This is a genomic window from Niastella vici (assembly GCF_002077945.1).
In the GTDB taxonomy this organism is placed as follows: domain Bacteria; phylum Bacteroidota; class Bacteroidia; order Chitinophagales; family Chitinophagaceae; genus Niastella; species Niastella vici.
The window spans coordinates 1-988 of the sequence record NZ_LVYD01000094.1; the positions used below are offsets into that span (position 1 = coordinate 1).

The window sequence follows — 988 nt, forward strand, 5'->3', positions numbered from 1 at the left end:
GCCACAAGTAGACGCATTACAAACTGGCGATGTTGTTGGCACTGCGCCAACCCAGGCATATGATACAAAGAATGTAGGCACCGGCAAGACCTTAACTGCTAGCGGACTGGTCATCAATGATGGCAATAGTGGCAACAACTACCACATCCTGTATGCCACAAACAATACTGGTGTAATAACTGTCCGGGACATCAATGTAACTGCCCAGCACGATGATCGTATTTACAATGGTACTACCAGCTCAAGTGTAGCACCGCAGGTAGATGCCCTGCAAACCGGTGATTTGGTTGGAACCGCGCCAACCCAGGCATATGATACAAAGAATGTAGGCACCGGCAAAACCTTAACAGCGAGCGGACTGGTCATCAACGATGGCAATAGTGGCAACAACTACCATATCATTTATACAACAAATACAACCGGCGTCATCACCGTTCGGGATATCAACGTAACGGCCAAGACCGATAGCCGCATTTATAATGGTACCACCAGCTCAAGTGTGGCGCCGCAGGTAGACGCTTTGCAAACCGGTGACTTAATCGGCACGGCTCCTACACAGGTATACGACACAAAGCATGTCGGTTCCAACAAAACCTTAACAGCGAGCGGACTGGTCATCAATGATGGCAACAGCGGTAATAATTACCACATCATTTATACAACAAATACAACCGGCGTCATCACCGTCAGGGATATTAATGTAACTGCCAAAACCGATAGCCGCGTTTATAATGGCACCACCAGTTCAAGCGTTGTTCCGCAGGTAGATGCGCTGCAAACAGGTGACTTAATCGGCACAGCTCCTGCACAGGTATACGACACAAAGCATGTCGGTTCCAACAAAACCTTAACAGCCAGCGGTCTTGTCATCAACGATGGCAATAGTGGCAATAACTACCACATCATTTATACAACAAACACAACCGGCGTCATCTCCGTCCGGGATATCAACGTAACGGCCCAAACCGACAGCCGCGTATATAACGGT

Annotated in this window: 1 protein-coding gene; it reads left to right on the top strand. The window is 48.4% G+C overall.

Annotated features, from left to right (window positions below; genetic code table 11):
• Nucleotides 1-988: YDG domain-containing protein (locus tag A3860_RS41380; protein ID WP_216823580.1), on the top strand; the 988-nt coding region annotated here is incomplete at both ends.